Here is a 23,093-nt window from a genome sequence, read left to right as displayed (position 1 = left end):
TTGAGAGAAATCGTAGTTGGATCAAGAAAAAGTAATTTAGCTCTTACACAAACAGATTGGGTGATTAAGCAATTACAAAATGCTGGGGCAGAGAACTCCTTTTCTGTGAAAAAAATTAGTACAAAAGGGGACCGCATTCTGGATGTAACGCTTTCTAAAGTAGGAGGAAAGGGACTGTTCGTTAAAGAAATCGAGCAAGCGATGTTTGATGGAGAGATAGATATGGCAGTTCATAGTATGAAGGATATGCCATCTGAGCTTCCAGAAGGATTAACGATTGCTACCATCCCTGTACGTGAAGACCATCGCGATGCATTTATTTCCAATGACCATGTGAAACTGATGGATTTACCTTCAGGAGCGGTTGTAGGGACAAGTAGTCTTCGTAGAGGGTCACAACTTCTTGCTGTTCGTCCCGATTTAAACATCAAATCGATTCGAGGGAATATTGAAACTCGTCTTCGCAAACTAAAGGAAGAAGATTTTGATGCGATCATTCTGGCAGCAGCTGGTCTACTTCGTATGGGCTGGGGAGAAGACATTGTGACGGAATTCTTAGATCCTGATTTATGTGTTCCAGCAGTTGGACAAGGTGCGTTGGCCATCGAGTGTCGGAAGGACGATACGGAATTGTTAGAGCTTTTAGAAAAAATTAAAGACGATCATACAACAAAAACCGTTACTGCAGAGCGTAGATTCTTACATCTTATGAATGGTGGTTGTCAAGTACCGATTGCTGGTTATGCTTATTTAGAAAAGGATGAAGTCATCTTATCTGCACTTATTTCTACATCGGATGGGAAAACAGTGTTGAGAGAAACGGTTCGTGGAAAAGACCCATTGGCGGTAGGAGAAGAAGCAGCAAACCGCATGAAAGATAGAGGCGCTCAAGAGATTGTGGATGAAGCAATCGAGGAGATCGATAACGGATGAGCAAGCCTTTATTAGGCAAACATATTTTAATAACGCGCAGCAAGGAGCAAGCACCGCCTTTGGTCCATCTTATGGAAAGAGCTGGTGCAATCCCTGTTGTCGTTCCATTGTTAACCTTTAAAAGGATTGAGTCAGAAAAGAACAGAAAAACCTTACAACAACTTCACGAGTTTACATGGGTGTTTTTTACGAGTGCCAATGGCGTGAAGTTTTTTTTCGATTACATAGAGATGCTTCAGATTCCACAAGAAACATTATCGTCTATCCAATTCGCGGTTGTGGGAAAAAAAACCGAACAAGTCTTGCAATCCTATGGATACCGTGCTGATTTTCAGCCAAGCCAATTCGATGGAAATAGCATGGCAAAGCAATTTGTGAAACAACATGAAACAGCATCGATACAAATTTTACTTATTAATGGAAACCTATCTAAACAGGATGTACAAGCTCAATTGGAGGCAGAGCATATAGATGTAGAAATATGTGTTATATATGAGACAATATTCAATGTAGAGGAACAATTCACTCTTCAAAAGGCAGTATCCACAGGGGCGATTGATGCTTATACGTTTACTAGTCCTTCCACGGTTCAGGCATTTTGTGAATTCTTACAAGAAGAGCAAGGACAGCTGGAGCATATTAAGAGGGAAAAAGTATGTGTATGTATTGGGACGACAACAGAACAGGAAGCAAGGAAACTAGGCTTTACATGTATATTAGTTCCAGAAGAATTCACTATTGATGAAATGGTGAGGGTTTTAGAAGAACACTTTTCAGAGGAAAGGATAGATACATATGAGTAAAGAATTTAAAAGACATCGTAGATTACGGTCCTCCACAAACATGAGAGCGTTAGTGAGAGAAACAAAACTAACAACGGACGATTTAATTTATCCGATATTTGTAGTAGAGGGAAATACGGTAAAAAAAGAAGTTCCATCTATGCCAGGCGTTTTTCAAGTTTCCTTGGATAACTTAACGGAGGAAATGAACGAATTAGTTCGTTTAGGAATTCGTTCTGTTCTATTGTTTGGGATTCCAAAAGAAAAAGATGAAGTGGGTTCCCAAGCGTATTGTTCGACAGGCATTGTACAAGAAGCACTTCGACAAATTAAAAAAGAGGTACCAGAGCTTATAACCATTGCAGATACGTGCCTATGTGAATATACGTCTCATGGCCATTGTGGTGTTATTCATGACGGAGATGTACAAAATGATGAATCGTTAAAACTTCATGTTAAAACGGCCATCAGCCAAGCGGAAGCAGGAGCCGATATTATTGCACCATCTAATATGATGGATGGTTTTGTGGCAGAGATCCGTAAAGGACTAGATGAGGCAGGTTACGCTCACATTCCAATCATGTCTTATGCCGTGAAATATGCATCTGCTTTTTACGGTCCATTTCGTGATGCAGCAGAAAGTACTCCACAATTTGGAGATCGTAAAACGTATCAAATGGATCCGTCAAATCGTAGAGAAGCACTTAGAGAAGCACAGTCTGATATCGATGAAGGTGCAGATTTTCTTATTGTAAAACCAGCATTATCTTATCTAGATATTATGCGTGAAGTGAAGGACCGTTTTGATGTGCCAGTTGTAGCGTATAACGTAAGTGGAGAATATTCCATGGTAAAAGCGGCAGCATTGAATGGATGGGTAGATGAAAAACAAATTGTTTTAGAAAAGCTGACGTCGATGAAGCGAGCTGGAGCCGATATTATTGTCACCTATCACGCAAAAGACGTAGCAAAATGGTTGAGCGAATAGAAAAGGAAGTGTAGACATGCGTAGTTATGATAATTCTGTAGATGCCTATAAAGAAGCAGTGGATTTATTACCGGGTGGGGTGAACTCACCGGTTCGTGCGTTTAAATCCGTAGGAATGAATCCTATTTTTATGAGTAAAGGAAAAGGGTCAAAAATTACCGACATAGATGGTAATGAATATATTGACTATGTATTAAGCTGGGGTCCATTAATATTAGGACATGCGGATGATCGTGTCGTGGAAAAATTGAAAGAGGTTACGGAAAATGGGACGAGCTTCGGAGCCCCAACCTTAATGGAAAATAAGCTTGCCCAATTAGTCATTGATCGTGTTCCTTCTATTGAGATGGTAAGAATGGTGAACTCTGGAACGGAAGCTACCATGAGCGCCTTGCGTTTGGCCCGTGGTTACACTGGAAGAGACAAAATACTTAAGTTTGAAGGTAACTATCACGGTCATGGGGATTCCCTCTTAATAAAAGCGGGTTCAGGTGTAGCTACGCTCGGTCTACCTGACAGTCCTGGTGTACCAGCATCCATTGCGCAAAATACAATTACGGTACCGTACAATGATTTAGAAAGTGTTCGTTATGCATTCCAAGAGTACGGAGATGATTTAGCAGCTGTAATCGTGGAGCCTGTCTCAGGGAATATGGGCGTTGTACCTCCAGTAGGAGATTTCCTGCAAGAGCTTCGAGGAATCACCGAAGAAAATGGAACGCTCTTAATTTTCGATGAGGTAATGACAGGCTTCCGTGTAGGGTATCAATGTGCCCAAGGCCACTTTGGTGTAACACCTGACTTAACATGCTTAGGAAAGGTAATTGGTGGTGGGCTTCCTGTTGGTGCTTATGGTGGGAAACGAGAAATTATGGAACGAATTGCACCAGTCGGTGACATTTATCAAGCTGGTACTCTTTCAGGAAACCCGCTAGCTATGACCGCTGGTTATGAAACGCTTAATGCGTTAGATGAATCTTCCTACGTGGATATGAATAAAAAAGTAGATCGATTAATAGAAGGGTTCCAAGCAGCGGCGAAAGAGTTCGAAATCGCATTACAAGTAAATCGTGCGGGTTCGATGGTTGGTTTTTTCTTTAATGAAGAGCCAGTAATTAATTATGAAACAGCAAAGAACTCAAATGTTGAATTTTTTGCAGCTTATTACCGTGAAATGGCTGAACAAGGTATCTTCCTACCACCATCTCAATTTGAAGGACTATTCCTTTCAACAGCTCATAGTGATGAGGATATTGAAAAAACAATCGAAGCAGCAAGACATGCATTTTCCAAATTAAAATAAAAAATGGCCACAAGTTTTAACTTGTGGCCATTTTTTATTTGATAGGAATGGTATTGCAATTGTGTCATACTGGCCAACTCGTAGCATTTTGTATTTATTTTCCATCATACTTTGGTATAGTAAGAGCAAACTATTCTGGTTAGGACAAGTAATACATCAACTTATTAATCAACAAAATAAAAAAACTAGTATGGAAAGGATAAGTAGATGAAAACTGAAAAATCTGTTCAAGACCGGCAGGAAACTAGAGCTGAATTACTTAAACATATTGAAGAACTTAGATGTTTAATGGTTAAAACAATCAAAGATAAAGGACTAGACCATCCGAAAACAATAGAGGTTAGCCAACAGCTAGATTGCTTACTTAATAAATTTGAAAGTAAAGTGTAAAAAGGAATATGGGTCACATTTTCCAATGTCAATCCTTATTAAATAGAGGCAATATTATGGCAATGTTTAGATAAATAGGTTACACAGGAACTCCTACGGATTTGTGGGATATCTAATTGAAAATCAACTGTAGGGGATGGACAGTGCAGAATAAAATAGTGGTAGTATTCTATGAGACTTGTCTTCATTTATTATATAGCATTCTTCATGTAGTGCTCCATTAGACGCGTAACATTATTTAATGTGAACTTTTTTGTAAAAGTTGGAATTTTTACAGGGATGTAATGCTAAAATGGAAGTATCACGAATAAAAGGGGATGATATAGGTGAATCCACAAGAAAGTAGTAGCCCAGTTGTTCAGGCTGAAATGCTCATTCGTCGTCCTGTTGAAGAAGTATTTGATGCTTTCGTGAACCCTGAAATCACTACGAAATTTTGGTTTACAAAAAGTAGTGGTACATTAGCGAAAGGAAAGGTTATACGATGGGAATGGAAAATGAATGGCGTATGGGACAAGATATTTGTTCGAGATTTAGAAGTAAATCGTCGGATTGTAATAGAATTTTCTGATCGAACGTTTATGGAGTGGACGTTTCTTGAAAAACCGGAAAACCATACGTTTGTTAGGATTGAACATTACGGATTTGATAGTTATAATGTGGCTTCGGTGAATCGGGCCATGGATTCTATGGGGAATCTTACGGCGGTCCTATGTGGCTTGAAAGCACTTCTTGAACATCATATTCGATTATATTTTATAGAGGATCAGAACCCGGACATACTCGTACAACAATAAAGAAAGGAAGACATTCTTCTTGGTAAGAATGTCTTATTTACTCATAGTGTCAGATGTTAATCAACTTTATCCTTCTCTACAATATCCTTCACCACATCTTCCAACGTTACACTTTCTAGCATTTTCTCCATTGCATGCTGTGCAGTGGACAGGATTGGGATAATGGTATCCTGTATATTTCTTCCAACGATGCATTTCGGATTAGGGTTATCATGTACATGGAATAGTTCATTTTCTGGAACTACTTGTACTGCTTTGTAAACATCAAGTAATGTAATGTCGGACAATGGTTTAGCTAGCTTGCTACCCGCCACCCCAGGACGTACTTCAAGGAGCCCAGCTTTTTTAAGCATTCCATTAATTTTTCGAATTAGTGCAGGATTGGTATTTACGCTTTCTGCAAGATATTCCGATGAACTGATTCCATCCTTATTGAAATCAATGAGAGAAAGAATATGGACACCAACAGAAAAACGACTACTTATGGACATGAAGACACCTTCTAACTTGTCATGAATTAAATCTTTCTGGTTACATTATTATTATAGCGAACTTTATAGGTATAATCACGAAATCCTAGTTCGAATAAATTGACAGTTACTTTATATGTAATTAATATGGTTACAGGTAATGATTTTAATTACAAGTTACGGAGGGATAAAAGTGAAATATTTAATGACGGGTGCCACGGGGAAATTAGGGAGTAAAATTGTCGATATTTTATTAGAAAAAGTACCGGCCAAACAACTGGCAGTTAGTGTACGTCAACCTGAAAAGGCAGAACATTTGAAAGCGAAGGGGATAGAAGTACGCCAAGGGGACTTTGACTATCCAGAAACATTAGATAAAGCATTTAAAGGAATAGACCGTCTTCTCATTATTTCAGCAGACGGAGATAATGAAACGAGAAATAGACAACATAAAAATGCTGTCGAAGCTGCGGCTCGAGCAGGTGTGAAATTTATAGCCTATACAAGTATTGCAAATGCTAAAGAGAGTAACATGTTTCTCGCCCCCCCACATCAAGTTGCAGAGGAAGCGATTTTAAAAACTGGCATTCCTTATTCATTCTTAAGAAACAATTGGTACCTGGAAAATGAATTGGGTACGATTCAAGGTGTTCAGGCTGGAGCGCCATGGGTTACATCAGCTGGAGAAGGAAAAGTCGGATGGGCGTTACAACAAGACTACGCAGAAGCAACTGCAGCTGTTCTAGTAGGGGCGGAACATGATAATACAATATATGAATTGTCTGGCACTTTATACACACAAGATGAATTAGCACAAACGGTGGGTGAGATTTTAGGGAAAAATATCCCCGTTCAACATGTTGATGATAAAACATATGCAGAAACGATGAAACAGGCTGGTTTACCTGAGGCTATATTGCCGATGCTTGTAGAAATTCAAAAAGGAATCCGTAATGGAGAACTAGCAATTGAAAGTAATGATTTTGAAAAAATACTTGGACGTCCGGAGACACCATTGAAGGAAGCTTTAACTCGTCTACTAAATCAATAAGAATAGAAGGTCATGCTCCTTTACAAAGGGTACACTTTATAAAGGAGCATGACCTTTTTATATTTTAAATAAATTAAAAATATGGAAAAAGTGTTACAATAAGACAAGGAAGGTAATGGGGGAGGAGGGGCGTACGAGTGGAGAAATGGGATGTTTATGATAAGAATAGAAAATTTTTACACCGTACACATGAACGAGGAGTTCCCATAAAGGATGGGGATTATCACATTGTCGCACATGCTTGGATTAGAAATAACCAAAAGCAGCTTCTGTTAACGAAACGTCATCCTAATAAGCCATTTGGTGATTTGTGGGAATATCCTGGTGGTTCCATCATGATTGGTGAAAGTAGTTTGCAAGGTGTTTTGAGAGAGATTAAAGAAGAAATTGGAGTCAATTTAGATCCAAACAATGCAACGTTGTTAAAGACCGAACGTCGGGATCAATATCACGACTTTAACGATATTTGGCTATTTGATCAAGAGGTGGACCTTTCGGAAACATCACTCCAACCAGAGGAAGTTATGGATATTAAATGGGTTTCAAAGGACGAATTAAATGAGATGGAAGAAGAGAATTTGTTAGTTCCACTTGTCTATATAAAAGAACTCTTTGATTAATTGAGGTACATACATGATTATTACAACTGCAGGGCGGACTTCTAGAGACATGACCATTAGAGCAAAGGAAATGGCGAAGAAATATAATATTCCCTATGTGTCAAGAGACGGGATTTCCATAACCAAGCTGAAGGACTTACATAAAAAAGATATTGTCGTAGTAGGGAGAGATGGCTTGTCGATTTCACCATTATCCGCTGACATCTCTCTTTTCTTTCATCCGAATCTTGCGATGGTAAGGGCAAAGCGGTTGCTACAAGGTGAGGAAGACCCTTTTATTTCCGTAGCAGGATTGAGACCAGGAAAGTCCCTATTGGACTGCACATTAGGATTGGCTTCGGATAGTATCGTTGCTAGTTTAGTTGTCGAATCAAATGGTTCGGTAGTTGGAGTGGAAGGCAATCCCTCTCTTTATTTGTTAGCGAAGGAAGGACTATCTACCTTTCATAGTGGAAGAGATGCTTTTGATCGGGCGATGAGAAACGTACATGTCGTTCATAGGGATCATCTTCGGTTTTTAAAAGAAACCGAAGATGATGCGTTCGATGTCGTGTATTTTGACCCGATGTTTACAACCGGTGTAAAGACATCTGAAGGAATAAATGCGATTCGAACCCTCGCATTACAGTCAGAGCTAACCGACGAGCTGATTCATGAAGCAAAGCGAGTAGCAAGAGAACGAGTTGTACTGAAGGATCACTGGAAAAGCGATCGTTTTAAAAACCTCGGATTTGTCCAGCACCGAAGAAAAACCTCCTTATTTCATTACGGAACAATAGAATGAAAGGATTATGATGAATGACTATACTTTCATAAACGGTGATACATGATGTTTCTAAAACGAATTACATTGCTACGTGAGGAAATTCCATCTATGGATGACTATCCATTTTCTATTCCATCCATTAAGTCGCTTGAAGAAATACATATTAATCAACATGTAACCTTCTTTGTCGGAGAAAATGGTTCAGGTAAATCTACCTTACTTGAAGCCATCGCGGATAAATGTGGCTTTCATACGGCTGGAGGTGGGCGAAATAATCAATACGAAGTCCATGCCTCTGAGTCTGCCCTAAGTGATTACATCCGGCTATCATGGTTACCAAAGGTAACGAATGGTTTTTTTCTTAGAGCGGAGTCCTTTTATAACTTTGCTTCTCATATAGACTCACTAGGTAACTATGAAGCGTATGGTGGAAAGTCTTTGCATCACCAATCACATGGAGAGTCCTTTCTATCGCTTTTTTTAAATCGTTTTGGTGGAAAAGCTATATATCTATTAGATGAACCAGAGGCTGCTCTTTCCCCGGCTAGACAGCTAACATTCTTAAAAATCATCCGAGACCTAGCTTCTGAAGGAAAAGCACAGTTTCTAATTGCCACACATTCACCAATCTTGCTAGGATATCCAGGTGCAGAAATACTGAGCTTTGATCATGATCAAATCACAAGTGTCGATTATGAAAGTACGGAACATTATCAAATTACGAAATATTTTTTAAATCAAAAAGAGAAATTATTAACCGAGTTATTTCGTGAAGAATGAAGGGCAAAAACCCTCGAATTGGATCAGGTGTCTTTGAAGTTTCTTTCGTGAAACATTTTCGTTAAAGAAGCCGTATATAATATTTAGGAAATAATTTCCAGGATTTTGTGGGAAGGAGCGGCTTATGTGTATGGCTTAGGATTAGAATTTTGGTCGAGGTTGTTCGTTATACTTGGAATTGCTTTATTGTTGATCTCTTTGTTTAATGCCCTCATGAGGAAAGTATTGAACGTCAAAAGGAGGAAATTTTTTTCTTATAATCACGTCAATGATCGACATAAAAAATTGGATTGGTTCATTAGAATTGGGTTTATAGGGATGGTGATTTTATCTTATCCATTTACTCTTCAACCATACTCGAATTGGTTTTTGCAACCGTGGTTTTTAATCTTCGTGTTTTTCATTGCCTCCGAAACAGTGAGAGCTATTATGGAATACAAATATGCTAAAAATCGAAGAGATTATTTGTACACACTAAGTTCACTCCTCTTTGTTACTGTGTTGTTGACCATCTTATTTTCCACGCAATTCTTTGGATTTATTGATTAGGAACTCATTTCGAGCTAGGAGCGATGCTATGATAAAAACAGATAGGTTTTACGTCGAAACGGTAGGAACTGGAACACCATTGTTGTTCCTTCCTGCAGCTGGTTTTTCTGGGAAAGAGGGATTAAACATAGCTGAACACTTGAAAGACAAATTTGAAACACACTTAATAGATTTACCGGGCTTGGGAAGAAGTAAAAGGATGGATGGTAAAGTTACGTCGATAAGCATGGCCAACTGGGCCAAAGATTATTTAGATCAGCAAGGGATAGCTAAAGCATTATTAATTGGGCATTCATTGGGAGGAGCAATTTGGCTAGCACTTGCAGTTCACTATCCTGAACGTGTAAAGAAGCTTATTTTGCTTGATCAGGGACATAAACCCTATCCTAGAGTTCCCAAAGCAGAATTTGGAATATATAGCTTTGCTTTTCCTTTTCTAAATAGTTGTGTCTATTTATTTGGAGAACGATTCTTGAATAAGCTAACCAAGTTGTTTACTCAAGAGGAGAAAGAACGAAGAGATATAAACAAAGAGGTTATGGAATTCTGCAATCAAACTAATATCCAAACAAATCGTTATGTAAAAATAGCAATCGAAGATGCACCGGATTTTTCATCGGATGCACTCCCTTTATTGTTAGGTTATTATAACCTTCATCTGCCAAATCTTTTAAAGCAAGTTCGTGTCGAGACGTGTCTTTTCTATGGTACATTTGAACAAATATAAATAAAAAAGAACATAGGCAAACGATCAAGCATATCGAGAAAAGGATGAAACAGACCAACTTCGTTTCCTTTTATCCTATTAAAAGCGGACATTACGTGCATTGGAGTCAAAATTTCTCACATGATTATTTAAAGAATTGTCTAGAGAAGGATATGAAGATTGGATAGAAACCTTCCGCTAGATAAAATCCCCTACATAGTATGCAACCTTTAATTTTTGACTATGTGAAAATAACGTCTTGGCCGATACGTTCATTTAACGTTGAAAGACATTTTCGCTACGGCATGATTAAAGAGATTCATCCGTCCTTTCTTGGCAAAAAAAGAGTCGAGTCAAATTCGATGTATTATTTTAAAGTGGATATGAGGAGAAGAATGATGGATTGGGCAAAGAGAATAAATAATGTGTTAGATTACATAGAAGAGCATTTAGATGAGGAGCTAGATTATAAGACTTTAGCACAACTTGCATACAGTTCCGAGTACCATTTTTCAAGGATATTTTCTTCCATAACAGGAGTGCCACTGTCGGAGTATATAAGACGTAGAAGGTTAACGAGAGCTGCTTTTGAATTGCAAAATGGTAGTCGTGTGACCGATGTAGCACTGAAGTATGGGTATGATTCTGTCGATGCTTTCACGCGTGCTTTTAAACTTACACATGGCATAACACCTTCGATTGCGAAAAAAGGTGGTATTTCTTTAAAAGCTTTTCCAAAACTTTCTCTCCAGCTTTCGATAAAAGGAGACACGGAAATGGAATATCGTATTGAGCAATTAGATTACGAATTGAGAATTGTTGGAATAAAAAAACCTGTTCAAACAAGCAGGGCTTTTAAAACAATACCGACCTTATGGAACACTGCCAAAAAGGACGGTCTCCTGCAACAATTAAAGGATATGGCATGGGAGAATCCAAAATGTACGTTGGAAAGTATCCTTGGAGTTTGTGGAAAAGAAGCTGCAATATTAGATGATGAATTTGACTACTTGATGGGGGTTCGGTATGATTCAAATCCGCCAAACGGTATGGAAACTATGATTCTCCCTCCGACAACATGGGCAGTGTTTCCTAATATTGTTGATGCATGGAGACGCTTGTACACAGAATGGGTACCAACCTCTGGGTATGAATTAGCGAATTTACCTTGTATTGAATGCTATTACGGACCAGGACATAAACCTAGGCATGAATTATGGGTACCACTTTCGAAAAATTAGTGGAGTGTATGAAAAAAGTAACCATTCGGTTACTTTTTTTTATGAACAAGCGTATTAAAATAACTAGAAAAAAGAAGCAAAGACCCGTACCAAAAAAAGGTGACTGGAACACTTTTGAACTTCGTTTTTATTAATCCAGATTGTTTAAGAGCTGAGTCCAGCAGAACATGAAAACTAACCATGAATAACGGGTATCTCATGCCCTTTTTAGTGGAGGTAATAGTAGCCACTAATGTTAACATAAGACTATACAAAGGCGCTAGAATGAAGTGCTCCGTCCATGTATGAAACCATCCACGTCCAAAGCGAATATATCGTTTGGAAGCAAACAGAAACATTGTCGTAATGCTCAAGACTTCTGTTGATAAAAAATGTGCAATGGTTAATGCATACTTTCTTTGTTGAGAAAGGGCTTTATAAAAGAAATCACTGTTATAAAAATAAATCGTTAAAAAAAACAAGGTATAGATTGGTTTCCACCAATATACCTTATATACGTTAAGCTTCATAAACAGCTTTTCAATTCCATAATAGATGAAGCTAGCAAGAATCTTCCATTTCCAGTTTTTTTGACAAAGTGTTAAGTATGTGGCAGAGACAGGGACATATAAGGCTTGTGATAGAATAGCACCTAAAATAACATCGAAAACTCGTTTTTTCATAATTGATGGCTTATATCGATAACCATGAAATACATTTAGAACGAAGTATTCAAAAAGATACGCAAAGCCAATATTGGAAACAAGGAGTAGCCAAGTATTTTTGTTGTTTTTCTTTTTCCATAGTATAGCAACAATTCCAAGGTGAAAAATAGCTAGTAGAAAAAATGGAAAGGATTGTTTGTTTATAGCATTCCGTTTTCTCACGTCATCCCCCCTCCATACATAAATCAATTTTCTCTGTTAGGCTGTCTTATTCTCTTCATTTTATAACGAGGTCTATTTGTTAAGTCGATTTTTTTCTCCCTTCCTACACTCGCTATAACTAATGTGCATAAATGCATTTATGTCCTCATATATCTGGAGTGAGGGAAATGTTCGAACAGCTTTTTTGTATTTTGAGGGGAGGAGTTCATGTTGACTGACGGACAATCCGTTTTTAGCTTTGATTTAAATGAATCCTTATGGTTTAAAAAAGGACAGGAAGTAGAAGAAATAATGGGAATTTCTTTAGATCCGGAAATATCTATTCAAGAATATGACGATTTTGTTTCCATAAGAGGAGTTATTGAACTGAAGGGCGAGTATTTCCAGGTGCAAGATCAAGACTGGGATTCTGACGACATTCTAACCCTTCGAGATCATCCTTCACAACGTATGGTTGAGCGTGTAGAAAGCTATGACGATGGAGTAAATGAATTTTTTCACACGTTTCCAGTAGAAGTATCCATTCCGAAGTATCGAATCCATGAGTTAGATGACGTGATGGTCGGAATCGAATCCTTTGATTATGAGCTTCCAGAGAATAGCCAATTAAAGTTGATGGCTAAGATTTCGATTCATGGGGTACTGGAGGAACCAACCTTTGAGGAATCATCTTCTAGTCCTGAGCGTGATGAAGCGGAAGAGCCGATTGAATACGCTCAACCAACATATGAAGATGCGAACGAGAAAGTGGAATCGTTTGAGTTGGATGAAACATTTGAGTTTGATGTAAAAAATCGTTCGGAAGAGCCCCAATCGGAAACAGATGTTCCAGATGAATTCGTAGAACCTCCATTGGATCCTATACTGGAGGATGACGACGAGGAATTTGGTGAGGAAGTTAAAGTGGAAGAGGCGAAAGAGAAAATAGAAGAACCATCGAAAGGAAAGGCGAAGAAAAAGAAATCGCAATCCATTGCTGAATTCTTTGCAAGTACTGCTAAAGGGAAGGGTATCGATGAAACAACTCCTTTGGTAGAGGAGAAGCCGAAGCAGCTTGATATTACGCCAGAGGAGTTGCTGAATGAAGATCGGGATGAAGGAGATGCACCAGATCCAACATATCTATTAAATATTTTTGAAGAAGCGGAAGAGCAATATACAAGATTAAAAATGTGTATTGTTCAGGAGTCCGATACATTAGAAAAGATTGCAGAGCGGTATCAAGTATCTCCATTAGTAATTTCAAACAAAAATCGTTTATTATCAGATGATTTAAAAGAAGGCCAAATTCTATACATTCCTTCCAAATAACTGGATGTGTTTAAATTCTCTGTTGCATCAAGAGTGACAAAATCCCTTGCCACATCTATTCGTGTCAAGGGATTTTACGTATTTCAAATCCGTTACTATATGCGTTAAAACTGGAGTGAATAAAATGGACCACATTCAAGAGGTACTAGAAAACTACCAGATTGCTTCAACGAATATCATTCCTATAACGTCAAGAGTATATAAGATTCAAAGCCATCATTTGTCCTTTGCTCTAAAACGATCCAAGCTAGATGAGAATTCCCTCAGGAAATGGCAGCAGGTTTACAACATTGCAAACAAACAGCATCTATCCTCCATCTTGCCGGTGTTTTTAACAAAGGGACAGGATATTTCTTATTTGTATGATGGCAACTATTATTATCTTAGTCCATGGTGTGAAAGTAGAGAAGTGGATGAGCCAGAGCATGAAATGGAATCCTTTATGAAAGAATTAGGAACCATCCATAAACAATCGAAACAATCCTATCCATTCGATCGACAGCTCGCTGGAAAGCAAATTAAAAAAGAAAAGAAGCAGTTAAATCAAATGGAACACAGACTAACATCCTATGTGGAAAAGTTCGAACGAAGACGATATATGGCACCGTTTGAGTTACGTGTTTGCACACATTATCGTGATTTGATTCGAGCTTTTCACGTATTACATGAGTGGTATGATACGTATTTGGAGGAAATAGAGAAAATGACCTCCATTACCATTTCTCTTTGTCATGGCAATCTCCGTTCCTCACATAAGGTGTTTCAACAGGACATGACGTATTTTATTAATTGGGAACATGCTTATTTTGGGCCACCTGTACAAGATTTGGCTAGCTACTTATTTTATGAGGCGAAGTATCATGATAACCGCATTGATTATATAATCCAATCACTACCTGTATATGAAGCTTCTAATCCACTTGAAGAATACGAAAAAAACTTATTGGCTATCCATAGTTTAAATCCAAGCTATTATATGAATGTTATTCAGCGTTATTTAAAGAGGGAATACAAGCGGCCACAGCCCTTTCAAATTCGTTATTTGGAATACCATTATCGAAGAATCATTGCTGGTTTAAAGCTTCAGCAAAGAATCAAAGAACTTAGAGAACAAAATATGGAGGAATCATCCGCTACAGATTAAATCCATTTCAAATAAAAAGCTAGGTATATTCCTAATAAGATTCCACAAAGAAGGACATCAAATGTTGTCGGAAAAAAAATCGTCCGAATGGCTTGAAAGATTAATAGTGGTAAAGTAACGTTTTCGCAGACAACTAAACAATTTCGTGCCCATGGTGGCAATTTATAGCGATAAAATCGTGACATCATTCTACCCCTTCCATCATTTTGGTGTATTCTATGAATGGACAGACCTATTTTGTGCATGAACCAGGTTTTTGCCAAGTTTTCCTTCTCTATTGACTTTTTTGCAGATTTTTGGATAAAATAACAAATAACATAGAACAGTTAAATGCGAAGATGGGAAGAGTACAAAGGAAACACCTAAAGAGAGGGAAATCATTTGCTGAAAGATTTCCTAGGAATGTGCACTTTGGAAGGTCACCCCGGATGCAGCTTCTTTGAACGTCTTTTAGTAGAAGAAGCCGGTTGAAAGCCGTTATTTGATGAGTGTGCAGTCCTTTGGTGTCTGCAAATAAAGGTGGTACCACGGAGATAGTCCTTTTCGTCCTTTTTTGGATGAAAAGGGTTTTTTTATTGGTTTGGCTGAACTCGCGGCAAAAAAGGGACAAAAAGAAAACTAACTGTTCATAGATATAAAGGAGGAAAACGTAATGGAAGAGAAACAACAGCCTTCATTACCACCAAAATATGATTCGACTTCTGTAGAAAAGGATCGCTATCAGTTTTGGTTGGATGGAAAGTTTTTTGAAGCAACAGGGGACGAACGTAAACAGCCCTTTTCAGTGGTCATTCCTCCCCCAAATGTAACTGGGAAGCTTCACATCGGTCACGCGCTTGATTTGACGTTACAGGATATTATTACTCGCTATAAGAGAATGCAAGGGTATGACGTTTTATGGCTACCTGGTATGGATCATGCAGGAATTGCAACACAAGCCAAGGTAGAAGCAAAGCTCCGGGAGCAAGGTGAAAATAAATACGATTTAGGACGAGAAAAATTTGTGGAGCGTGTTTGGGACTGGAAAGAAGAATATGCGGATTTTATTCGTCAACAATGGGCAAAGCTAGGTCTTGGTTTAGACTATAGTCGAGAGCGTTTTACATTAGACGAGGGTCTTTCCAATGCGGTTAAAGAGGTATTCGTAAGTCTTTATGAAAAAGGGCTTATATACCGTGGCGAATATATCATTAACTGGGATCCTGCAACGAAAACAGCTCTATCTGACATCGAAGTTATTTATGAAGATGTACAAGGGCATTTTTATCATATGCGCTATCCATTAAAAGACGGTTCTGGTTATATAGAAATTGCTACAACACGCCCAGAAACGATGCTAGGTGATACAGCAGTTGCGGTACATCCAGACGATGAGCGTTATAAACACTTGATTGGAAAAACGGTTGTTTTACCGATTACGAATCGAGAAATTCCGATTGTCGGAGATGATTATGTAGACATGGAATTTGGTTCCGGTGCAGTTAAAATTACTCCGGCACATGATCCGAATGACTTTGAAATTGGAAATCGTCATGATTTAGACAGAATTCTTGTCATGAATGAAGATGGTACGATGAATGAGAAGGCTGGTAAATATCAAGGACTAGATCGCTTCGAATGTCGCAAACAAATTGTTCAGGATTTACAAGACATGGACGTTCTGTTCAAAATAGAAGACCATACACATTCTGTTGGACATTCTGAGCGAAGCGGAGCAGTCGTGGAGCCTTACTTATCTACCCAATGGTTTGTGAAAATGCAACCATTAGCAGATGCTGCGGTTGAATTACAAAAGAATGCCGATGAAAAAGTGAATTTTGTTCCAGAGCGTTTTGAAAAGACGTATTTACACTGGATGGAAAACATTCGTGATTGGTGTATTTCGAGGCAGCTATGGTGGGGCCATCGTATTCCTGCGTGGTATCACAAAGAAACTGGAGAAATTTATGTGGGCAAAGAAGCTCCAGCTGACCCAGAAAATTGGGAGCAAGATGAAGATGTATTAGATACATGGTTTTCTTCTGCGCTCTGGCCATTTTCAACAATGAACTGGCCTAATGAAGATGCGGAAGACTTCAAACGATACTTTCCAACAAGTGTACTCGTAACAGGCTTTGATATTATTTTCTTCTGGGTAGCCCGCATGATTTTCCAATCACTAGAGTTTACGGAGAAACGTCCGTTTGACGACGTATTAATCCATGGACTCGTTCGAGACCCACAGGGTCGCAAAATGAGTAAATCACTAGGCAATGGAATCGATCCGATGGAAGTAATCGAAAAATATGGTGCGGATTCTGTACGGTATTTCTTAGCAACTGGAAATACACCAGGTCAAGACATGAGATTCAATTGGGAAAAAGTTGAATCTACATGGAACTTTATTAATAAGATTTGGAATGCTTCTCGTTTTGCCTTGATGAATATGGAAGGCATGACTTACGACGAAATTGATTTAACTGGTGAAAAATCGGTTGCAGATAAATGGATCTTAACACGGTTAAATCAAACTATTGAGCAGGTCACAAAAAACGTGGATAAATATGAATTTGGCGAAGCTGGAAGATATCTATATAACTTCATTTGGGATGATTTTTGTGACTGGTATATTGAAATGGCGAAACTACCTCTTTATGGGGAAGATGAAGTAGCTAAGAAAACGACAAGATCTATCCTTGCTTATGTATTAGACCATACCATGAGAATGCTCCATCCGTTTATGCCGTTCGTAACAGAAGAAATTTGGCAGTCGTTGCCTCATGAAGGAGCTTCGATCGCGGTTTCCAAGTGGCCACAAGTGAGAGAAGATCTACATGATGAACAAGCGGCAGAAGAAATGAAAAGACTAGTAGGAATTATTCGAGCAGTTCGAAACATCCGTGCGGAAGTAGATACCCCGATGTCTAAACAGATTCAGCTACTAATCCAGGCGGAGAATGATGCCATCGTAACAGAACTAAATAAGAATAAACATTATTTAGAAAAGTTCTGTAATCCAAGTGCATTGGACATTGCAACGAAAGTGGTGGCACCAGATAAGGCGATGTCTGCGGTTGTGACGGGTGCCGCCCTTTATCTTCCTTTAGAAGGCTTAATCGATGTAGGTAAAGAAATCGAACGACTCGAAAAAGAATTAGAAAAATGGACAAAAGAAGTGGAACGAGTGGAGAAAAAGCTTTCTAATCAAGGATTTGTCCAAAAAGCACCTGCAAAAGTCGTGGAAGAAGAAAAACAAAAACAACAAGAGTATATGGAAAAGCAAAGTAGAGTTCAAGCTCGCTTAGCAGAACTAAAGTCATAAAAAGTACGGGTTGTTGATTTGTGTAATCGACAACCCGTTTTTTATCTGGTTAATGATTGATAGATGTGTGAAACGTAAATTTGTAGTAAATTTATGGAGCTAAGTTGACTTAATGTCCGACTTCCGACTATATCTTCAATCTCGTTAAATAAAAGGTCGCCTTCTGGTGAAAACAAAAAATCAATGCCAACCAAATCGAATGAAAATGCACGCACAATCGCTTGTACGATTTCCAATTCATCCTGATTTAACTCATAAAGCTGCGCTGTTCCACCTAACGAAAAGTTAGCACGAAAATCGGTTTTATTTTCTCTTAAGACAGCTGCAATAATACACTTTCCTACCACAAATACTCTTAGATCTTTGCCTGGTTGTACATCACAGCTTTGTACAATCCAATCCGCATCCCACTGCTGCGTGTTTAATGCTTGCCATTTTTGTATATTATGAACAAGATAGACTTGCTTTCCTCCACGACCCTCTGCATTTTTAACAACCACCGGAAACGGCAAGGGAGGGTGTTTCACTTGATCATGCTTTCGGAACAGTATGGTATCTACCATAGGAATACCAAGCTTTGCTATCTGTTGATGGGCAATGCCTTTATGATTTGCCATTGTGGAGATGGATGAGGAATTAAATACTTGTATTCCGAGAGATTCCAAATGGGCACTCAAAAGAGGCTCTATGGTTCGAACAATTGCAAAATCTGGACTCAATTGATAAGGAGCTTGTAAGGATAACGCTTGATTACGAATCCCTATTTCGATTTCTTCTCGTAGGACAAGTTTTAACTCTATGGATTGCTTGGCACATTCGTCTACAAACCAATCAATATACGATCGATTTCGCTTGGCATCATCTTTTCGATAAATAATCCACCCTGTAAAGTCCATTTTGCTTCCCCCTCACTTTAAGACTTGGTCTTTTACATATTCCACGATGTAGTCTGCAACATTGATTCCAGTACAGTTAAATATATTGCGAATGTGAGCATTGGAATTTATTTCACAAATAATCGGTTCTCCCCCTTTTCCAAATAAGAGATCAACACCTGCAAAGTCGGCACCAATTGCTTTTGTAGCCGCAATGGCTAAATCCTTTTCTATCTGTGATGGGGAATGTGGTTTCATGGTTCCACCAGCACTAACATTCGCTCGAAAATCCTCTTTTGCTTCACGCAGCACGGCAGCAACTACCTTATCTCCAACTACGTTTAATCGGAGGTCACGTCCGTAACTCGAACGAATAAAGGATTGTATAACAAATGGACGGTTTCGAATTTCTACTAGTTTTAGCTCTAATTCTTCTTCGTTCTCCACTAGATATACTTGTTCACCAAACGAGCCAAATGCTTCTTTCACCACAATTGGAAAAGAAAATTCTTTCCTAATCTGTGAAAAGGTGTCTGGATGCAGACTACCAGTGAAAACTTTTGGGGCAACCATCGTTTTAGGAATAGGAAGATGGTGAGCCGCTAAGCGTGCATATGTATCAATCTTATTATCGGAGATTTCAATTGCTTGAGAAGAATTAAATACTGGAATATCCATTGCCTCCAAAGTTCTAGCTAACGGAATATCTTTGTCTGAAAAAATGACGAAATCAGGGTCTGCGATTTCATTCTTATAAGAAATATTCTGTCCATTCAACGTGAATACAGAAAGCAAATGGTGATTCGGAATACTATGAATATCCATGTCTTGTCTGTGCCCAGCTTCCACAATCCAATCCGCAAAATCTTTAAATTTTGGTCCAGGTAAGTGACCGTTATATATAACCCAACCTTTTAATGTCATACGTTTTCCTCTCTACCTTTAAGGTTTTCTGATATAATCCCCATTATAGCAAACAACCAAGGGGGCGTAGAGATGTTTACAGACATAAAGTCCGCAATATCATTTATGAAAGAGAGACAAAACCTTGGGATAAAACCAGGGTTACATAGGATGGAATATATGTTAGAAGCATTACATCATCCAGAAAAAAAACTAAAAGTCATCCATGTTGGAGGGACAAATGGGAAAGGGTCTGTTACATCCTTTCTTGAAGAGGCGTTGCTAAAGCATAACTATAACGTCGGTACGTTTACGTCACCTAGTCTTGATCGATTACACGACCATATTCAACGAAACAAACAATCTATTACTGATGACGAGTTCATTCAATCGCTCGAGCAATTATATCCCGTCATTCAACGACTAGACGAACAAGATAACTCCCCTACAGAATTCGAAATTCTCGTAATGATTGCCATCGTCTATTTGGCTACAAACGTAGATATAGCAATCTTTGAGGTTGGAATGGGAGGGAAGGAGGACTCTACCAATTGTCTGAGACCGATTCTTTCAATCATTACAACGATAGGTTTAGACCACACTTCGTTTCTAGGGGAAAGCTATGCCGAAATTGCCGAGCACAAAGCGGGAATTATCAAGCCTTTTACCCCTATCATTACAGGTGTACAGCAAAAAGAAGCTTTAAATGTTATAGAAAGAAAAGCTTCTCAGGAAGACGCTGTAATCTATCGATTAGGGCAAGAGTTTCACATAAAGTCCATCCATGAACAAACATGTACATTTATCGCCTCCAAGCATTCGGTTGACATCGAAATACAAATGAAAGGCATGCACCAAATCGAAAATGCAGCAGTCGCTTTGATGGGATTATACGTATTAAAAGAACAAGGATTCAACCTCAATGATCCGATTACGTTACAAGCATTGAAAGAAGCGCATGTACCAGGTAGGTTTGAAGTTATATCGCTTCACCCTACCATTATTGTGGATGGCGCACATAATGTAGAAGGTATTCAAACATTTGTACAAACAGTCAAACGATATTATCAAAAGAAAAAGAAGCGACTATTATTTGCTGTCTTCTGTGACAAACCTTTCGTCAAAATGCTCGATGCTCTCCAGAATGAATTTGATGAAATCATCGTGACGACATTTAATCATCCAAGATCGGCTAAAAGAGAAGACTTCTATGAAATCTTTCACGACAACCTTTTCTATCAAGAAGATTGGAAGCTAGCATTAGACACGATGATAGACGATGCGAAAGAGGATGAAGCTATTTTTGTAGTAGGCTCTTTACATTTTGTCGGAAAAGTAAGAAAACATTTTGTTTAATTGGAAAAAATATGATATTTTATTACTATGAATATTTTATGAAGCTACCAGACTATAGTCCTTGTTTTTGGAAAATTGTGGAGATTAGAAGGGAAGTAATGGAAGATGGTGCCGAAGAGTAAACAAGTTGCACTTTGGGTAGCATGGCTGTTGATATGGCCGTGGAGTATCTGGATGATTTATCAAGATTGGTCTCCTGATATATGGCAAGGGCAATGGTTAGATATTGTATCGTTTGGACTATTAATGTCAGTAGTAGCAGCTTTTCCTCTTATTGTGAATAACATTCCGATTTTCTTCGTACATGGCATAAGTTTTGCTGTATTTTTAAGCTTTGGTCTCTTAATTGAGGTTGTTTTAACTCAAATTGCGTTACTTGTGTTAATGCTAAAACTCCGAGTAGGAAAAGATCAGCTATTTCGCTACCCACTTAATATGCTGATGTTTCTTGGAGTATCCGTTGCTTCTGCATCTGTGTTTACCCTACTCGGAGGGGACATTAACTCCGTATCCATTCAAGCCCTCTCTTCCATTTGGCCGGTAATTGGCTATGTGACGGTAACCTTCTGTACGAACCAAGTACTTTTAAAGTTTTTTCAAAAAGCCATTTATGGAGTTAACTTAAAATGGTTTGATAAAGGAATTGCTTGGGAATTTATTACGAGTCTTATTGTAATTCCAGTTGGATTTGTTCTTTATTTAATGTATGTAGAAATCGGAGTTGCCGCTATCTATTATGTAGGCATTCCGTTTATAAGTATTTCTGTCATTCTCATGCTTTATTATTCTAGCCAAAGTGTGAATTATTACTTGCAAAAGACAAGTGAGATTGGGCATAAATTAACCGAGCAGTTAGAAATAAATGAAGTCATTGATCTTTTTATTGAAGAAATCACTACTTTACTGCCAATTGACTATGTATTGATATATGAAGTTACCGATGAATCCTATTTAAAGCTTACTCGTTTTTATGATGTGGAAACAAAGGTGGAATTCCCGGAAAAAGATCGTTTGTTTAAATTTGAGTCAGTTAGCGGAAATGTATGGGGATATCAAAGAGGTATTCATTTCCACAGTCGTACGGAGTGGAGCCACATGAAGGACGTTAATCTGCCATTTTCTACAGAGAGTATAATTTCCTTGCCCATAGAACGAAATAACCGTATTACTGGAGTATTGACAATTTTGTCCAAAAAACGAAGAGCGTTTGAAAAGTACCAATATATGCTCGTAGATATTTTAATTAACTATTTAGCAGTTGCGATGGGAAATGCTCGAAGCTACGAAGAAACTAGAACAAAAAGTGAACGTGATTCGCTTACGCAGTTATATAATTATAGATACTTAGAATCGCATCTAGACGCTACTAAGCCGTTCAAGCATCTAACATTAATTTTGCTAGACTTAGATCATTTTAAAGAAGTTAACGATACCTATGGTCATCAAAGCGGAAACGAAATCTTGCAAGAGTTAGCCAAAAGGCTAAAGAAGGTAGCAGGACCTGAGCATCTCGTTGCTCGTTATGGTGGAGAAGAATTCGTCGTTTTACTAGAAAATACTACCCTAGAGCAAGGACGACAAGTAGCGGATCGCATACGTAGCGTGATAGCAGATGTACCGTTTGTTATTGCGAAGCACATCTTAAATCAAGATGAGGAAGTGGCAATAAACATTACAGCAAGTATCGGGTTAGCTTCCTATCCAGATAATTGTGATGACCCCATTGAATTAATTCGACATGCAGACCGCGCCATGTATGTTGGCGCTAAACAAGCGGGTCGAAATAAAGTAGCAATCTATGAGCAAGTAAAATCAGAAACTACATGAAAACTCTAGAAATTCTAGAGTTTTTTCTCTCGTAAAGTATAATTTTAACGTGTACACTTCAAATTGGCTTTCCAAGTAGTATGATGCAACTTTATCCATTGTACCGGGGAGACTTTGCAAAAAAAGAACTTAAT

General features: G+C 38.4%; 22 protein-coding genes and 1 other annotated feature. Of the genes, 18 read left to right on the top strand and 4 right to left on the bottom strand.

The genetic code is table 11. The annotated features are described in order from the left end of the window. The 6 genes from hemC (at position 1) to FN924_RS11550 (ending at position 5,193) form a co-directional block, all read left to right on the top strand. The gene (gene hemC / locus FN924_RS11575; RefSeq protein WP_143894640.1) at positions 1 to 933 is read left to right on the top strand and encodes a hydroxymethylbilane synthase; all 933 of its coding nucleotides are present in this window, start codon (positions 1 to 3) and stop codon (positions 931 to 933) included. Next, positions 930 to 1,736 (top strand): uroporphyrinogen-III synthase, encoded by an 807-nt coding sequence (locus FN924_RS11570; protein ID WP_143894638.1) that lies wholly within the window; start codon positions 930 to 932, stop codon positions 1,734 to 1,736. Before hemC ends, FN924_RS11570 begins: the two co-directional genes overlap by 4 nt. Further along, a complete protein-coding gene (hemB, locus tag FN924_RS11565) occupies positions 1,729 to 2,703 on the top strand; it encodes a porphobilinogen synthase (RefSeq protein WP_143894636.1) in 975 nt (324 codons plus the stop codon). The genes FN924_RS11570 and hemB overlap by 8 nt, the downstream gene beginning before the upstream one ends. A 16-nt stretch (positions 2,704 to 2,719) precedes the next feature. After that, entirely contained in the window at positions 2,720 to 4,006 is a 1,287-nt protein-coding gene (gene hemL / locus FN924_RS11560; protein WP_143894634.1) for a glutamate-1-semialdehyde 2,1-aminomutase, read from the top strand. Between the two features lie 207 nt (positions 4,007 to 4,213). After that, positions 4,214 to 4,396 (top strand): aspartyl-phosphate phosphatase Spo0E family protein, encoded by a 183-nt coding sequence (locus FN924_RS11555; RefSeq protein ID WP_143894633.1) that lies wholly within the window; start codon positions 4,214 to 4,216, stop codon positions 4,394 to 4,396. Between the two features lie 326 nt (positions 4,397 to 4,722). Next, positions 4,723 to 5,193, top strand: a complete 471-nt coding sequence (locus FN924_RS11550; RefSeq protein ID WP_323368604.1) for an SRPBCC domain-containing protein — start codon at positions 4,723 to 4,725, stop codon at positions 5,191 to 5,193. Positions 5,194 to 5,249: 56 nt separating this feature from the next. On the opposite strand, the gene FN924_RS11545 is transcribed toward FN924_RS11550, so the two are convergent. After that, the gene (locus tag FN924_RS11545) at positions 5,250 to 5,684 is read right to left on the bottom strand and encodes an Rrf2 family transcriptional regulator (RefSeq protein ID WP_143894631.1); all 435 of its coding nucleotides are present in this window, start codon (positions 5,682 to 5,684) and stop codon (positions 5,250 to 5,252) included. Positions 5,685 to 5,856: 172 nt separating this feature from the next. Between FN924_RS11545 and FN924_RS11540 the strand changes: the two genes are divergently transcribed. The 7 genes from FN924_RS11540 (at position 5,857) to FN924_RS11510 (ending at position 11,376) form a co-directional block, all read left to right on the top strand. Beyond that, positions 5,857 to 6,714 (top strand): SDR family oxidoreductase, encoded by an 858-nt coding sequence (locus tag FN924_RS11540; protein ID WP_143894629.1) that lies wholly within the window; start codon positions 5,857 to 5,859, stop codon positions 6,712 to 6,714. A gap of 137 nt (positions 6,715 to 6,851) precedes the next feature. After that, on the top strand, positions 6,852 to 7,334 hold the full coding sequence (locus FN924_RS11535) for an NUDIX hydrolase (protein WP_143894627.1): 483 nt from the start codon (positions 6,852 to 6,854) through the stop codon (positions 7,332 to 7,334). A gap of 13 nt (positions 7,335 to 7,347) precedes the next feature. Further along, a complete protein-coding gene (locus FN924_RS11530; protein WP_143894625.1) occupies positions 7,348 to 8,118 on the top strand; it encodes a class I SAM-dependent methyltransferase in 771 nt (256 codons plus the stop codon). Between the two features lie 45 nt (positions 8,119 to 8,163). Beyond that, positions 8,164 to 8,880 carry an AAA family ATPase gene (locus FN924_RS11525; protein ID WP_143897201.1) on the top strand — a complete coding sequence of 239 codons (717 nt, stop codon included), beginning with the start codon at positions 8,164 to 8,166 and terminating at the stop codon, positions 8,878 to 8,880. A 126-nt stretch (positions 8,881 to 9,006) separates the two neighbouring features. Next, positions 9,007 to 9,429 (top strand): DUF4181 domain-containing protein, encoded by a 423-nt coding sequence (locus tag FN924_RS11520; RefSeq protein ID WP_143894623.1) that lies wholly within the window; start codon positions 9,007 to 9,009, stop codon positions 9,427 to 9,429. A 28-nt stretch (positions 9,430 to 9,457) separates the two neighbouring features. Further along, positions 9,458 to 10,156, top strand: coding sequence for an alpha/beta fold hydrolase (locus tag FN924_RS11515; protein WP_228409431.1), 699 nt, complete (start codon positions 9,458 to 9,460; stop codon positions 10,154 to 10,156). 377 nt (positions 10,157 to 10,533) lie between these two features. Further along, positions 10,534 to 11,376: an AraC family transcriptional regulator gene (locus FN924_RS11510; RefSeq protein ID WP_143897200.1), complete on the top strand. Its 843-nt coding sequence runs from the start codon at positions 10,534 to 10,536 to the stop codon at positions 11,374 to 11,376. 29 nt (positions 11,377 to 11,405) lie between these two features. Here the strand turns inward: FN924_RS11510 and FN924_RS11505 are convergent, their stop codons facing one another. Next, the gene (locus FN924_RS11505; RefSeq protein ID WP_143894622.1) at positions 11,406 to 12,242 is read right to left on the bottom strand and encodes a hypothetical protein; all 837 of its coding nucleotides are present in this window, start codon (positions 12,240 to 12,242) and stop codon (positions 11,406 to 11,408) included. A gap of 207 nt (positions 12,243 to 12,449) precedes the next feature. Here FN924_RS11505 and spoVID point away from each other — a divergent pair, with 207 nt between their 5' ends. From spoVID to FN924_RS11485, 3 genes are all read left to right on the top strand, one after another. Next, positions 12,450 to 13,553: a stage VI sporulation protein D gene (spoVID, locus tag FN924_RS11500; protein ID WP_143894620.1), complete on the top strand. Its 1,104-nt coding sequence runs from the start codon at positions 12,450 to 12,452 to the stop codon at positions 13,551 to 13,553. Between the two features lie 124 nt (positions 13,554 to 13,677). Then, positions 13,678 to 14,697 carry a phosphotransferase gene (locus FN924_RS11495; protein ID WP_143894618.1) on the top strand — a complete coding sequence of 340 codons (1,020 nt, stop codon included), beginning with the start codon at positions 13,678 to 13,680 and terminating at the stop codon, positions 14,695 to 14,697. Positions 14,698 to 15,023: 326 nt separating this feature from the next. Further along, positions 15,024 to 15,251 (top strand) — a binding site (T-box leader). A 98-nt stretch (positions 15,252 to 15,349) separates the two neighbouring features. Then, positions 15,350 to 17,998, top strand: a complete 2,649-nt coding sequence (locus FN924_RS11485; protein WP_143894614.1) for a valine--tRNA ligase — start codon at positions 15,350 to 15,352, stop codon at positions 17,996 to 17,998. A 41-nt stretch (positions 17,999 to 18,039) separates the two neighbouring features. Here the strand turns inward: FN924_RS11485 and FN924_RS11480 are convergent, their stop codons facing one another. Beyond that, the gene (locus tag FN924_RS11480; protein WP_143894612.1) at positions 18,040 to 18,894 is read right to left on the bottom strand and encodes an ATP-grasp domain-containing protein; all 855 of its coding nucleotides are present in this window, start codon (positions 18,892 to 18,894) and stop codon (positions 18,040 to 18,042) included. Between the two features lie 12 nt (positions 18,895 to 18,906). Further along, positions 18,907 to 19,797 carry an ATP-grasp domain-containing protein gene (locus FN924_RS11475; RefSeq protein ID WP_143894610.1) on the bottom strand — a complete coding sequence of 297 codons (891 nt, stop codon included), beginning with the start codon at positions 19,795 to 19,797 and terminating at the stop codon, positions 18,907 to 18,909. Positions 19,798 to 19,869: 72 nt separating this feature from the next. Between FN924_RS11475 and FN924_RS11470 the strand changes: the two genes are divergently transcribed. Further along, entirely contained in the window at positions 19,870 to 21,132 is a 1,263-nt protein-coding gene (locus tag FN924_RS11470; RefSeq protein ID WP_143894608.1) for a bifunctional folylpolyglutamate synthase/dihydrofolate synthase, read from the top strand. A gap of 105 nt (positions 21,133 to 21,237) precedes the next feature. Next, positions 21,238 to 22,959 (top strand): sensor domain-containing diguanylate cyclase, encoded by a 1,722-nt coding sequence (locus tag FN924_RS11465; protein WP_143894606.1) that lies wholly within the window; start codon positions 21,238 to 21,240, stop codon positions 22,957 to 22,959. Positions 22,960 to 23,093 lie beyond the last annotated feature (134 nt).

It is taken from the genome of Radiobacillus deserti, from assembly GCF_007301515.1.
Classification (GTDB): Bacteria; Bacillota; Bacilli; order Bacillales; family Amphibacillaceae; genus Radiobacillus; species Radiobacillus deserti.
The sequence above is the reverse complement of the archived record's forward strand: the minus strand, read 5'-3'. Positions and strand labels throughout refer to the sequence as shown.

Excerpts from the sequence above, each read along its gene's own strand:
- FN924_RS11570 (WP_143894638.1), top strand. The coding sequence starts at position 930 with ATGAGCAAGCCTTTATTAGGCAAACATATTTTAATAACGCGCAGCAAG.
- hemB (WP_143894636.1), top strand. The coding sequence starts at position 1,729 with ATGAGTAAAGAATTTAAAAGACATCGTAGATTACGGTCCTCCACAAAC.
- hemL (WP_143894634.1), top strand. The coding sequence starts at position 2,720 with ATGCGTAGTTATGATAATTCTGTAGATGCCTATAAAGAAGCAGTGGAT.
- FN924_RS11555 (WP_143894633.1), top strand. The coding sequence starts at position 4,214 with ATGAAAACTGAAAAATCTGTTCAAGACCGGCAGGAAACTAGAGCTGAA.
- FN924_RS11545 (WP_143894631.1), bottom strand. The coding sequence starts at position 5,684 with ATGTCCATAAGTAGTCGTTTTTCTGTTGGTGTCCATATTCTTTCTCTC.
- FN924_RS11530 (WP_143894625.1), top strand. The coding sequence starts at position 7,348 with ATGATTATTACAACTGCAGGGCGGACTTCTAGAGACATGACCATTAGA.
- FN924_RS11525 (WP_143897201.1), top strand. The coding sequence starts at position 8,164 with ATGTTTCTAAAACGAATTACATTGCTACGTGAGGAAATTCCATCTATG.
- FN924_RS11515 (WP_228409431.1), top strand. The coding sequence starts at position 9,458 with ATGATAAAAACAGATAGGTTTTACGTCGAAACGGTAGGAACTGGAACA.
- FN924_RS11510 (WP_143897200.1), top strand. The coding sequence starts at position 10,534 with ATGGATTGGGCAAAGAGAATAAATAATGTGTTAGATTACATAGAAGAG.
- spoVID (WP_143894620.1), top strand. The coding sequence starts at position 12,450 with ATGTTGACTGACGGACAATCCGTTTTTAGCTTTGATTTAAATGAATCC.
- FN924_RS11495 (WP_143894618.1), top strand. The coding sequence starts at position 13,678 with ATGGACCACATTCAAGAGGTACTAGAAAACTACCAGATTGCTTCAACG.
- FN924_RS11485 (WP_143894614.1), top strand. The coding sequence starts at position 15,350 with ATGGAAGAGAAACAACAGCCTTCATTACCACCAAAATATGATTCGACT.
- FN924_RS11480 (WP_143894612.1), bottom strand. The coding sequence starts at position 18,894 with ATGGACTTTACAGGGTGGATTATTTATCGAAAAGATGATGCCAAGCGA.
- FN924_RS11475 (WP_143894610.1), bottom strand. The coding sequence starts at position 19,797 with ATGACATTAAAAGGTTGGGTTATATATAACGGTCACTTACCTGGACCA.
- FN924_RS11470 (WP_143894608.1), top strand. The coding sequence starts at position 19,870 with ATGTTTACAGACATAAAGTCCGCAATATCATTTATGAAAGAGAGACAA.
- FN924_RS11465 (WP_143894606.1), top strand. The coding sequence starts at position 21,238 with ATGGTGCCGAAGAGTAAACAAGTTGCACTTTGGGTAGCATGGCTGTTG.